Raw genomic sequence first — 11,181 nt, forward strand, 5'->3', positions numbered from 1 at the left:
TAATGGCACGGTTTCGGCGTCTTATTGCCAACCTGCGGGGGCGTGACCTGGCGGTGGGCGATATCCATGGTCACTTCCAGCGCTTGCAGCAATGCCTGGATGGGGTAGGTTTCGATCCGGCCGTGGACCGCCTGTTCAGCGTGGGAGACCTGGTCGACCGTGGGCCGGACAGCGAGGCGGCGCTGGAATGGCTGGCGCAGCCCTGGTTCCATGCCGTGCAGGGTAATCACGAGGCCTTGGCAATCACACGCGTGCGCGGCGGGCGGCTCGATCTGGATATGTACCGCGCCGCCGGTGGTGGCTGGTTTCTGGACCTGCCGAGGGCCCGGCAATTGCGTTTCGTGGAGCGCTTCGAGCAGCTGCCGATTGCGATAGAGGTTGAAAGTGCGGCGGGCCTGGTGGGCCTGCTGCATGCCGACAGCCCGTATGCCGATTGGACGGTGTTGAGGACCTGGCTGGAACTGGATGACGACCCCAAGATACGGGAAGTGTGCCAATGGTCGCGGCGGCGCCTGAAGGTGGGAGATACCCAGCCCGTGCAGGGCCTGCGTGCCTTGTTGGTGGGCCACACGCCGGTACTGGAAGCCAAGCTGCTGGGCAACGTCTGGCACCTGGATACCGGTGGCTGGGCCAGTGGCCATTTCACCTTGATGGACATGCGGACCCTGCAACTGGTCAGCCCCAGGCCAGGTGAAACAACAGTACCGCAGCCAATAGCACCATCATGACCCCGGAGGCCCGCTCCAGCCACGGCAGGCAGCGGGCAAAGCGCCGCAGTACCAGCGGGTTGCCGATGGCCACGGCAACCAGCAGATCCCACAGCAGCACGATGCTGAACATCCACAGGGCATAGATTGTTTTCCAGGCAATGCTGGCGCTGGCGACCATGCTCACCAGGCTGGCATAGAACAGCGCATTTTTCGGGTTGAGGATGCCGGACAGGAACCCCATGCCCAATCCCCGCCACCAACCGTGCACTGTTCGCTTGCCGGCGACTGCGCCCAGGCTGGTTTGCCCGGCATGGCGCAGGAACAGGGTGCCGACGTACAGCAGGTAGCCGGCGCCGGCCAGTTGCAGGGTGGTGAACAGCAGGCTGCCTTCCTGCAGCACCGACAGGCCGGTGAAAGCCATGGCGATGAACACGCCGTTTGCCAGGGCGATACCCAGGCATGCGCCGCTCGCGACGCGCCAGCCGGCGTTGACCGAGGTACGTGCGACCAGGAAGAAGTCCGGGCCGGGAGAAAGCAGGGCGAGAAAGTGGGCGAGGGCGATAATCAGGAACTGTTGCATCGGGGTGAGGCTGCTCTGGCGGAAAAGCCTGACTCTGCCCCTCGGCGCTCATGCCGTATTGAACAATATTGCAGGCCCCTGTAGGAGCGGCCTTGTGTCGCGATGGGGCGCGAAGCGGCCCCAGGTTTTCAGCTCCGCAGCACAGATTGCCGGGGCTGCTGCGCAGCCCTTTCGCGACACAAGGCCGCTCCTACAGAGACCGCACAGGCCTTCAGTCTCCCCGATACTGCCCCGGCGTCACCCCCACATGGGCCTTGAACACTCGCTGGAAATGGCTTTGGTCGGCGAATCCGAGCTGATAGGCCACCTCCGCCAGTGGCTGCCCTTCACTCAACAATTGGCGCCCACGGTTGACCCGGGCATTGAGCAGGTAGGCATGCGGCGTAAAACCGGTAGCGGCGCGAAAGGCGCGAATCAACTGGTAGCGCCCAAGCCCGGCCTGCTGCGCCATTACCGCCAGGCTCAGCTGCGCCGGGTCCTGACCTTCGATGTGCGCGATCAGCCCACTCAACGCGGTCGCCGCCAGTGCCGGTGCCGGCGCCAGCGGCGCGTGTCTGGCAAAGTCCATGTCACCCAGAAAGGCGATCAGCGCCGCATCCTTCTCGCCATTGCTGGCGCTGGAGAACAGCAGGCTGTTCAGTTCGCAGAACTGCCGATACACCTCCGGCACCTGGCAGATACGTGCCGGCTCGCCAGGCCCGGCCCCCTCCAGCCCAGACTCCATGTGTAGCTGCGCCAGCCAGTCGGCATCCACATGCAGCATCTGGTAGCTCCACGCTTGCCCAGGCTCTGGGTTGCAGGCATGCACGCGGCGGGCCGGGACCAGCACCAGCGTGCCGGGTGTCAGGCGTTGCTGGCCGTTGCCGGCACCGGTGAAGTGACTATGGCCGGCGTCCACCACACCGATGGAAAACGTCGGGTGGCTGTGGGCCTTGTAGCAGGCACGGCTATGGCAGGCGCGGCGGCTTTCGACATGGGGCAGGGCCGGATCGCGCCACAGCGCGGCATGGGAACGGGGCATCGCAGGGTCCTCGGTATACGCGGCAGCTTATCAGGCGCCACGCACCCATACAGTTTTTTCCGCTGGCTGTAACTTGACCACAAGGCCCGCTGACCGCCGAAATAGACGCCTGTTGCCAAAGGAAAACAATAATGGACCTTTCAAGCCTGCTGCTTTTCATTCCTGCGTGCTTCGCCCTGAACATGGCGCCAGGGCCGAACAACCTGCTGTCGCTGCACAATGCCAGCCGTTACGGCCTGCGTACGGCATGCGTGGCCGGTGGCGGGCGCATCGTCGCCTTCAGCGGCATGATCGCCCTGGCGGCCATGGGCCTGGCAGTGGTGCTGCACACCAGCGAATACCTGTTCCTGGCCATCAAGGTGGTGGGGGCAGCGTACCTGTTCTATATCGCCTGGCAACTGTGGCGGGCGCCGGTGGGCGAGGCGGTGGTGGCAAGCGATCACCCGCGCGGCACCTGGCGCCTGGCGCGACAGGAGTTCTGGGTAGCTGCTGGCAACCCGAAGGCAATCCTGATTTTCACCGCCTTCCTGCCGCAGTTCGTCTCGGTGGGCAGCGCCACCCCGGTGAGCGAGCAGTTCCTCTGGCTGGGTGTGCTGTTCCTGTTGCTGGAATGGGCCGCCATCGCCATCTACGCCGGCCTGGGGGCGTACCTGCAGCGCTGGTTCAGCCAGCCCGGCCCACGCCGGCTGTTCAACCGGGTCAGCGCCTCATTGCTGGGCTGCGCCGGCCTCGGGCTGCTGGCTGCGCGGCGCTAGAACTGCCAGCGCAGGCCCAGGTTCACGCCGCTGGCTTCCTGCTGGCGGGCGTCCAGGTTGGCGGTGTACTGCACACCGCCATGCAGGCTCAGTGCTTCGTTCACCTGCGCTACCACGCCGCTTTCAAGTTGCACCGAGGTATAGCGGTAATCGGTCTTGATCTTGTCGACGCCATCGAAGGTCAAGGTATCGCGGCCACCGTCGCCGTGCCACAGGTTGACTTGCGCATAGGGTTGCAACAGGCGGCCGCTGCTGCCTTTGAAGGCCCCCTCGAGCCGAACCCCCAACCGGCCGGTCAGCTCGACCTGGGCGTCGTGGCTGATATGCGAGACGCTATCGCTGGCGCTGTCGAGCGAGACTTTTTGCGCGATCAACTGAGCCTGCGGCTCCAGTACCCAGCGGTCGGACAGGGCGATGGGATAGCCGGACTCCAGCGAGGCGGTCCAGGCGTGGCCGTCGATGTTCAATTTGTCACCCCGGTCCGAACGCGCCCGGCCATCCAGGTTGGTGTACTGCAGCACGGCGTCGAGGTAGCTGCCTTGCGGTCCGACCAGCGTCCAGTAGGCGCCGACGCTGTCGCCATCAAGCTCCAGGTCACCGACGCTGCGGTTCTGCACGGCGAGGGCGAAGCCTTTGACGTCGGCGTCCAGGCGGCTATGGCTGACGTAGATACCGACATGCTGGCGATAACCACTGTCGCCAACCTTGGCGTACAGGTCCTGGCCCACCTTGAAGCCGTACAGGTTGCCATCCAGGCTCGGGTTGACCGTGCCGCTCCATTGCTGGCGCAACGCGCCGCCATAGGCCTGGCCCCAACTGGCGGGCAGGGCGCCGTCACCCTGCAGCAGCTGCTGGTCGCCCTGACGCTGGTGGAACGTGCCCAGTGCCTGGCGAGCGATGATCGCGGCACCGCGTGGCGCTGCGGCGTACACCGCAACTTCCGGGCGATACAGCGGCAGGCTTTCGCCTTGCACCGGTGCTGGCAGGTCGACCTGGCCGGGGGCCGGGGCGGCGACAGGCGGAGTAGCGGCGGGTGCGATCACCACTGGCTCGCCCGGTTGGGTTGGCTGTGTGGGCTCGCCCGGTTCCGGCGCTGGGGCCGGAGCGGGTGGCGCAACCAGGGTGGAGCGCAGGTACCAGCTGTTTTCACTGCCAGCAGTCACGCCGCCTTTGAACAACCGGTAGTCGTAGGCGCCGGCTGAAAGAGTCTGGGTCTGGACAAATGCGGTGGCCGTGCTGACCGCGCCGTCACGCGCTTCAACGACTTGAATGCCGTTCTGCGCGGTGGTTGCACCGGCGCCATCGAGGTTGTTGATGAGCAACTGGGTAGAGCCGTCAATCGCACCACGGCTGACCACCAGGCGGTCGGAGGCGGCACCGTCGCCGGCCAGCACGCTGTTAAGGCGCAGGGTGCCGTTAATGCCGGTGTAGTTGCCCTGGATGGTCAGGCGACCCTGAGCGTCGTTGCCACCGCTCAGGTCTATGGTGCCGGCGTTTACCACGGATGCCTTGCTGCCATTCTGGATGCTGACGATGCTGCCGCGGTGACTGATCAGTGTGCTGGTCGCGTCAATTTGCAGGGTACCGGTCCCCGTGGCTGCGGCTATCGGTGGCTGATCGGAGCCCAGGTCACCCAGGACCAAGCTGTCGTTCAGGGTCAGCCGGCTGCCCTGGTTCAGGTTGATGGACTCCCAATTGACATACAAGGCCCCCTGACCGACCTTGGCTTGCTGAAACGTCAGGGTATCCGTGCCCGTACCGCCGTCCAACAGCACTGTTGAACTGCTCAAGTCGAGTGTGCTGACAGTGGCCGTGTCATTGTCGGCGCCCATGTCTGCTTTCTTGCCGATCTTGCCGCTCGTCCAGTTGAGTTTATCGTCGCCCTGGCCGGCACGTATCTCGCCTTTCAGATTGACGCCTTTGACATTGATCACGTCGTCGCCGCTACTGCTACTGAGATCCCCACCGATGGTGCCGCCAAACAGGTCGTACCAGTCTTTGCCAAGGCCACTGACCACGTTGGCGACAACGATGGTTTCCACACCAAGGTTTTGCGACATTTCAAAGAAGTTATCAGCCATCTTGAGGTCAATCCGGCGAATGCTGCCGCCTTTGAACCAGGCATTGTCGCCATCTTCGAAAGCATCGGTGATGGCTCCACGGGTCATCACGAACTCGTCCATGGCACCGCCTTGATTGAGCGTCCCTAGCGTACCACCAGACATATTGAACTTGTCCTGCCCCTCGCCTTGTTGCAACGACCCAACATTGCCGCCGGTGATGGTGGCCTGATCAGCATCTGGCGTCTGGACGATGGCGCCCAGGTTCTCACCCTCTGCAACAGTCAAGGATTGGGCATGAGACAGCAAAGGCAAGGTGAGCAGAGGGAGTACGGCAGGCACAAGCAGGCGAGGGCAGCGCATTGGCAGGTCTCCATGAGGGGCCACTGCCTGAGTTGTATGTTTTGTACGGTAGGGGGACAACTGGCAAAAATGTCAGGTGGCCCGGGGCTATCAGTCGCGGTAGAACGTCTGCACCAGGTGATAGCCGAACTTGCTCTTGATCGGCCCGTGCACCACGCGCAGGGGCTTCTTGAAGATCACCTGGTCGATGGCACCGACCATCTGCCCGGGGCGGATTTCACCCAGGTCGCCGCCACGCTTGCCCGAAGGGCAGGTGGAGAACTTTTTTGCGAGCACGTCGAAAGCCTCGCCATTGGCGATGCGCTGCTTGAGCTTTTCGGCTTCGTCAGCGGTCTTGACCAGGATGTGACGGGCTTGGGCTTTCATGGGGTACCTGTGCTTCGGGGGCGAAAAAGGTGGGCATTATGCCTTAACGGGTCGGGTTGAGGCCATTGTGGGAGCGGCCTTGCGTCGCGAAAGGGCTGCAAAGTAGCCCCGGAATTTCAGCAGTGAAGCATAGATTTCTGGGGCCGCTTTGCGGCCCTTTCGCGACGCAAGGCCGCTCCCACAATGACGGTGAATACCTTCATTACGGGGTGCGCAACTCCTCGCGATCCCGGAACTGCTCCAGCGCCTCGGGGTTGGCCAGGGCATCGGTGTTCTTCACCGGCAGACCATGCACCACATTGCGAATCGCCAACTCCACCAGCTTCCCGCTGATGGTACGCGGGATGTCATCGACCTGGGCGATCACCGCCGGTACATGGCGGGGCGTGGTGTACTGGCGGATCACCTGGCGGATGTGCTGGCGCAGGGCGTCATCCAGCTGCAGGCCGTCACGCAGGCGAACGAACAGCACCACCCGTACATCGCCTTGCCAGTCCTGGCCGATTGCCACGCTTTCCAGCACCTGCTCGACCTTTTCTACCTGGCGGTAGATCTCCGCCGTGCCAATGCGCACGCCACCGGGGTTGAGCACCGCATCGGAGCGGCCATGAATCACCAGCCCGCCATCGGCACGCTGTTCGGCATAGTCGCCCTGGGCCCACACCCCCGGAAACTGGCTGAAGTAGGCGTCGTGGTAACGGCTGCCGTCCGTATCCTGCCAGAACCCCAGCGGCATGGACGGGAAGTTGCGCGTGCACACCAGTTCGCCTTTTTCGCCTTGAACCGGTTGGCCATGCTCGTTCCACACTTCCACCGCCATGCCCAGGCCCTTGCACTGGATCTCGCCGCGGCGCACTGGCAGGGTCGGGTTGCCCAACACGAAACAGGAGACGATATCGGTGCCGCCGGACATCGACGCCAGGCACAGGTCGGCCTTGATCTTGCGGTACACGTAGTCGTAGCTGTGTGGCGACAGTGGCGAGCCGGTGGACAACAGCAGGCGCAAGCGCGTCAGGCGGTGACTTGCCGCAGGCTCCAGGCCCGCCTGCTCCAGCGCCGCGAGGTACTTGGCACTGGTGCCGAAGGCCTGGATGCCCTCGGCATCGATCAGGTCCAGCAGGCGCTCGGGGCCGGGGTGGAAGGGTGAGCCGTCGTACAGTACCAGCGTGGCGCCCACCGCCAGGCCGCTGGCCAGCCAGTTCCACATCATCCAGCCGCAGGTGGTGTAGTAGAACAGTACGTCATCGGCCTTCAGGTCGTTGTGCAGGCCATGTTCCTTAAGGTGCTGCAACAACACGCCGCCGGCGCGGTGGACGATGCACTTGGGCACACCGGTGGTGCCGCTGGAATACAGGATGTACAGCGGGTGGTCGAAGGGCAGCGGGGTAAAGCGGGGCTCGCCGCCGGGCTGATAGAACTCGTCCCACAAGCTGACGTTGGCGGCCTTGAATTGGTCGACACGCGTCCCGCTGCGGGTATGGGGCACCACGATCAGCCGTTCCAGCCCGGGCAGTTGCGCGCACACCTGGTTGACCTTGTCCACCTGGTCGACAGCTTTGCCGGCGTACTGGTAACCGGCGCAGGCGATCAGCAGCTTGGGTTCGATCTGGCCGAAGCGGTCGATGATGCCGTGGACGCCAAACTCCGGCGAAGAGCTGGACCACACCGCACCGAGGCTGGTGCAGGCAAGCATGGCGACCAGCGTCTGCCAGGTATTGGGCATGATGGCGGCGACCCGGTCGCCGGGGACGATACCGGCGGCCTTGAAGGCTGTTTGCAGGCCCGCCACCTGGGCCGCCAGCTGGGCATGAGTGAACAGTTGGCGTTGGCCGTCCTCGCGCACGGCGACCAGGGCCGGGCGGTCGTCGCGACGGCGCAGCAGGTGTTCGGCGAAGTTGAGGGTGGCGTTGCTGAACCACTGGGCATCGGGCATCTGCGGCCCTTCGCTGAGCACCTGGCTCGGTGGGGTATGCCAGTGAACGTGGAAATAGTCGGCAAGGGTTTGCCAGAAGGCAGGGCGCTGCTCGATGCTCCAGCGGTGCAGCGCCTGGTAGTCGTCGAGTTGCAGGTTGTAGCGCAGGTTGACCCGGCGGCGGAAGGCATCCATCCGGCTGGCCTCGATCTGCGCCGTGGAGGGGCGCCAGAGCACATCGTTCATGCCGAACCTCCAGATGATCATTTGGATTCGAGGGCGCCTTCGCGGGCTCGCCCGCTCCCACAGGTACAGCGTAGATGTCCAGCCTGGTGATAGCCTGTGGGAGCGGGCGTGCCCGCGAAGAAGCCCCCTGGCAGCAGGGGCTTGTGCGTTACTCTACTTTAGCCTTTTGCACGTCCTGCGACGCGGTCCAGACGCGGTAGCGCACTTCGACGTCCTTGGGCACATACACCACCACCGGCAGCTTGCTGTTGTAGCGCAGCATGAAGCCTTCACCGACCACGGGCACAAAGGCCTCGGTCTTCTTGCCATCGGGGCAGGCCATCAGCGTGCTGGCCGGGCCGCTGACCTTGTCCAGGCGGTAGTAGCTGTAGCCCCAGCCTTCCAGGGTACGTTCCTCCAGGCTGCCGCCCAGGCGCTGGCGATTGCAGTCCACCTTCAGGGTCTTGCCGGCGAGGATTTCCAGTTGGTAGGCCGACTCATCAGCCTGGGCAGGCAGGTGGATGACCTGCCGGGTGAAGCCTTTTTCCGCCTCGGGGTAGGGCGCGACGTCCTTCAGGCTGGCTGCCATCGCAGGTGCGGCGGCAGCCAGGGTCAGGGCCAGGATCGCGGTCATCGGGGTTGGGCGCATAGGGCCTCCTTGCAGATAAACGAATGCAAGACCGTCGCCAGGCCCAGGCCGCCCGTCACTGGGCCAACCAGCCACCATCGACGTTCCAGGCGGCACCGCGAACCTGGCTACCGGCCTCGCTGCACAGGAATAGTACCAGCTCACCCAGGTGTTCGGGGGTGACGAAGGCCAGCGAGGGCTGTTTTTCTGCCAGCAGTTCGTGCTGCGCTTGCAGCGGATCGCCACCGTTGGCAGCACGATCGTCGATCTGCTTCTGCACCAGCGGGGTCAACACCCAGCCAGGGCAGATGGCATTGCAGGTGACGTTGCTGGTGGCGGTTTCCAGACCTACCACCTTGGTAAGGCCGACCACGCCGTGTTTGGCCGCCACATAGGCCGCCTTGCCGATGGAGCCAACCAGGCCATGCACCGAGGCGATATTGATGATGCGCCCCCAGTTGCGCGCTCGCATGCCAGGCAGGGCCAGGCGCGTACCGTGGAACACGGCCGACAGGTTGAGGGCGATGATCTTGTCCCAGCTTTCCAGCGGGAACTGCTCCACCGGCGCCACGTGCTGGATGCCGGCGTTGTTGACCAGTATGTCCACGCCGCCGAACTCGCGCTCGGCCAGGGCGAACAGCGCTTCGATCTGGGCCACGTCCGACAGGTCGGCCGGGTGATGGACTGCCTTCACCCCGTGCCGGGCGATCTCGGCCAGCGCCGGGGCAGGGTCGCCGAAGCCGTTGAGCACGAGGTTGGCGCCTGCTCGGGCCAGCACCTGGGCAATGCCCAGGCCGATGCCGCTGGTGGAACCGGTGACGAGTGCGGTCTTGCCTTTGAGGGTCATGCAAAGCTCCTTAGACGATGCCGGTGGCGTAGAACGTGGCGATGACCACGAACACCGCCAGGGTCTTGATCAGGGTAATACCGAAAATGTCCTTGTAGGCCTCACGGTGGGTCAGCCCGGTCACGGCCAGCAGGGTGATGACCGCACCGTTGTGCGGCAGGGTGTCCATGCCACCGCTGGCCATGGCGGCCACCCGGTGCAGCACTTCGAGGGGGATGTTGGCGGCATTGGCGGCGGCGATGAAACTGTCGCCCATGGCCGCCAGCGCGATGCTCATGCCGCCCGAGGCAGAGCCGGTGATGCCGGCCAGCAAGGTTACGGTGATGGCCTCGTTGACCAGTGGGTTGGGGATGCCGCGCAGGGCGTCGGCCAATACCAGAAAGCCCGGCAGCGAGGCGATCACCGCGCCGAAACCGTATTCCGAGGCGGTGTTCATTGCCGCCAGCAAGGCGCCGCCCACGGCGCTTTTGGTGCCTTCGGCGAGGCGGGTGCGGATGGCGCCGAAGGCACACACCAGCACCATCAGGATGCCCACCAGCAACGCCGCCTGCACCGCCCAGATGGCAGTGAGCTTGGCCACGTCGCTTTGTACCGGCGCGCTCATGCCGGGCAGTTGCAGGCTGTGGCTGGTGCCGTACCACTGCGGGATCCAATGAGTGAACAACAGGTTCATCACCCCCACCAGCAGCAGCGGCGACAGGGCCAGCCAAGGGTTGGGCAGCGCCAGGTCGGCAGCGGTTTCCGGTTCGTTGCGCAAGTCGCTGCCATAGCCTTCACCGGCGCGCTGGGCCTTGTTGCGCTGACGCTGCAGGTAGGCCATGCCGGTGCAGAACACGAACAGCGTGCCGATCAGGCCCAGCCAGGGCGCGGCCCAGGCCGTGGTGTTGAAGAAGGTGCTGGGGATGATGTTCTGGATCTGCGGGGTGCCGGGCAGGGCATCCATGGTGAACGAGAACGCGCCCAGGGCAATGGTTGCCGGGATCAGTCGCTTGGGGATATTGCTCTGGCGGAACATCTCGGCGGCGAACGGATACACCGCGAACACCACCACGAACAACGACACACCGCCGTAGGTGAGCAGGGCGCAGACCAGCACGATCACCAGCATCGCCTGGCGGGTGCCGAGCACGCGGATGGCGGCGGCGACGATCGAGCGCGAGAAGCCGGACAGTTCGATCAGCTTGCCGAACACGGCGCCCAGCAGGAACACCGGGAAGTAAAGCTTGATGAAGCCGACCATTTTCTCCATGAACACCCCGGTGAATGCGGGAGCCACGGCGGACGGGTCGGTGAGCAGTACCGCACCGAGGGCGGCGATGGGGGCGAAGAGGATTACGCTGTAGCCGCGATAGGCCGCCAGCATCAGCAGGGCCAGCGCAGCGAGGGCGATGAGCACGGTCATCGGGGTGGGTCTCCTGGGTGAGTCTTGTTTTTATCGGGTGAGCAGGAGAAAGCGGGAATCGTGCCAGATGGGTAAGTTGATGATTTTAAATGATTAATTTTATTTTTCTAAAAATCTCGTCTACCTTTTGAGACTGTAGGGGCTGCTGTGCAGCCCATCGCCGGCTAGCCAGCTTGTGTCTTGAGAGGGGATTAGAATCTGAAGTGAGAGCGGTGAATGGCAAGCTGAATGCCAGAGGTGCCTTGAGCACGTGTGGGAGCACAAGCTGCCATTCACCGTTCCACTTTGGCGAGAGCCCGAACAGTTGGATGA

General features: G+C 64.2%; 10 protein-coding genes. 2 read left to right on the forward strand and 8 right to left on the reverse strand.

Going from position 1 to position 11,181, the window contains the following annotated elements; all coding sequences use genetic code 11:
- Positions 1–2 precede the first annotated feature (2 nt).
- The gene (locus tag CAF92_RS02530; protein ID WP_085598988.1) at positions 3–728 is read left to right on the forward strand and encodes a metallophosphoesterase; all 726 of its coding nucleotides are present in this window, start codon (positions 3–5) and stop codon (positions 726–728) included.
- Here CAF92_RS02530 and CAF92_RS02535 read toward each other — a convergent pair.
- Positions 676–1,290: a LysE family translocator gene (locus tag CAF92_RS02535; protein ID WP_085598990.1), complete on the reverse strand. Its 615-nt coding sequence runs from the start codon at positions 1,288–1,290 to the stop codon at positions 676–678. The two genes, CAF92_RS02530 and CAF92_RS02535, sit on opposite strands and share 53 nt — an antisense overlap.
- 211 nt (positions 1,291–1,501) lie before the next feature.
- Positions 1,502–2,311 carry an AraC family transcriptional regulator gene (locus tag CAF92_RS02540; protein WP_085598992.1) on the reverse strand — a complete coding sequence of 270 codons (810 nt, stop codon included), beginning with the start codon at positions 2,309–2,311 and terminating at the stop codon, positions 1,502–1,504.
- Between the two features lie 131 nt (positions 2,312–2,442).
- Here CAF92_RS02540 and CAF92_RS02545 point away from each other — a divergent pair, with 131 nt between their 5' ends.
- Positions 2,443–3,066 carry a LysE family translocator gene (locus tag CAF92_RS02545; protein WP_046616681.1) on the forward strand — a complete coding sequence of 208 codons (624 nt, stop codon included), beginning with the start codon at positions 2,443–2,445 and terminating at the stop codon, positions 3,064–3,066.
- On the opposite strand, the gene CAF92_RS02550 is transcribed toward CAF92_RS02545, so the two are convergent.
- From CAF92_RS02550 to CAF92_RS02575, 6 genes are all read right to left on the reverse strand, one after another.
- On the reverse strand, positions 3,063–5,489 hold the full coding sequence (locus CAF92_RS02550) for an autotransporter outer membrane beta-barrel domain-containing protein (RefSeq protein WP_085598995.1): 2,427 nt from the start codon (positions 5,487–5,489) through the stop codon (positions 3,063–3,065). The genes CAF92_RS02545 and CAF92_RS02550 overlap by 4 nt on opposite strands.
- 90 nt (positions 5,490–5,579) lie before the next feature.
- Positions 5,580–5,855 (reverse strand): peptidylprolyl isomerase, encoded by a 276-nt coding sequence (locus CAF92_RS02555; RefSeq protein ID WP_013972552.1) that lies wholly within the window; start codon positions 5,853–5,855, stop codon positions 5,580–5,582.
- Positions 5,856–6,057: 202 nt separating this feature from the next.
- Positions 6,058–8,013: an acetoacetate--CoA ligase gene (locus CAF92_RS02560; protein ID WP_085598997.1), complete on the reverse strand. Its 1,956-nt coding sequence runs from the start codon at positions 8,011–8,013 to the stop codon at positions 6,058–6,060.
- 148 nt (positions 8,014–8,161) lie between these two features.
- Positions 8,162–8,641: a serine protease inhibitor ecotin gene (gene eco / locus CAF92_RS02565; RefSeq protein ID WP_015270251.1), complete on the reverse strand. Its 480-nt coding sequence runs from the start codon at positions 8,639–8,641 to the stop codon at positions 8,162–8,164.
- Between the two features lie 55 nt (positions 8,642–8,696).
- Positions 8,697–9,467, reverse strand: a complete 771-nt coding sequence (hbdH, locus tag CAF92_RS02570) for a 3-hydroxybutyrate dehydrogenase (protein WP_046616677.1) — start codon at positions 9,465–9,467, stop codon at positions 8,697–8,699.
- 10 nt (positions 9,468–9,477) lie between these two features.
- Entirely contained in the window at positions 9,478–10,869 is a 1,392-nt protein-coding gene (locus CAF92_RS02575) for a GntP family permease (RefSeq protein ID WP_046616676.1), read from the reverse strand.
- Positions 10,870–11,181 lie beyond the last annotated feature (312 nt).

Origin of the sequence: Pseudomonas sp. B10(2017) (genome assembly GCF_002113295.1) — a bacterium.
Lineage (GTDB): Bacteria > Pseudomonadota > Gammaproteobacteria > Pseudomonadales > Pseudomonadaceae > Aquipseudomonas > Aquipseudomonas pudica.

Coding starts and splice junctions, on each gene's coding strand:
- CAF92_RS02530 (WP_085598988.1), top strand. CDS start 3: ATGGCACGGTTTCGGCGTCTTATTGCCAACCTGCGGGGGCGTGACCTG.
- CAF92_RS02535 (WP_085598990.1), bottom strand. CDS start 1,290: ATGCAACAGTTCCTGATTATCGCCCTCGCCCACTTTCTCGCCCTGCTT.
- CAF92_RS02540 (WP_085598992.1), bottom strand. CDS start 2,311: ATGCCCCGTTCCCATGCCGCGCTGTGGCGCGATCCGGCCCTGCCCCAT.
- CAF92_RS02545 (WP_046616681.1), top strand. CDS start 2,443: ATGGACCTTTCAAGCCTGCTGCTTTTCATTCCTGCGTGCTTCGCCCTG.
- CAF92_RS02550 (WP_085598995.1), bottom strand. CDS start 5,489: ATGCGCTGCCCTCGCCTGCTTGTGCCTGCCGTACTCCCTCTGCTCACC.
- CAF92_RS02555 (WP_013972552.1), bottom strand. CDS start 5,855: ATGAAAGCCCAAGCCCGTCACATCCTGGTCAAGACCGCTGACGAAGCC.
- CAF92_RS02560 (WP_085598997.1), bottom strand. CDS start 8,013: ATGAACGATGTGCTCTGGCGCCCCTCCACGGCGCAGATCGAGGCCAGC.
- eco (WP_015270251.1), bottom strand. CDS start 8,641: ATGCGCCCAACCCCGATGACCGCGATCCTGGCCCTGACCCTGGCTGCC.
- hbdH (WP_046616677.1), bottom strand. CDS start 9,467: ATGACCCTCAAAGGCAAGACCGCACTCGTCACCGGTTCCACCAGCGGC.
- CAF92_RS02575 (WP_046616676.1), bottom strand. CDS start 10,869: ATGACCGTGCTCATCGCCCTCGCTGCGCTGGCCCTGCTGATGCTGGCG.